The 392-nt window shown below is 67.3% G+C and carries 1 protein-coding gene; it reads right to left on the bottom strand.

Annotated elements, in window-relative coordinates:
* Nucleotides 1–35: 35 nt before the first annotated feature.
* On the bottom strand, nt 36–200 hold the full coding sequence (locus AC0IYH_RS29675) for a hypothetical protein (RefSeq protein WP_465240281.1): 165 nt from the start codon (nt 198–200) through the stop codon (nt 36–38).
* Nucleotides 201–392: the final 192 nt, after the last annotated feature.

The raw sequence follows: 392 nt of genomic DNA on the forward strand, positions 1-392 counted from the left end.
TCGTAGCGCTGGCGCGACTGGCAGAAGCCATACCCCTATTTGGGCATCATCTCCGCCTTGCGCGTCGGGCGGAGATAGCCGGCGATGACGTCGTCCATGTCGTCGCCCGGTACGAACCCGTAATGCTTGGCCTGCGCGACATCGCTGGTCAGCCACGCCGAATGATGGTCGGCGGCGGGCAGCGGGTGGTTGTGCAGCAATGCAATACACCCGGCATTCGGCTCCCTGCTGGGACACCGCCACACAGGGCTTGCCGTCGCCGCTGGTCGCAGGGAATGCGGGCTGCCCCGCCTCCGCCAGCACCAGCTTGCCCGCCGCATCGAGGAACCGGACCTGGCCGGTCGCGAGATCGACATCCGCGGTGGCCTTCGTCGCCTTGCACAGAACGTGGC

The sequence above is a fragment of the Pseudomonas sp. AC463 genome (genome assembly GCF_979253585.1).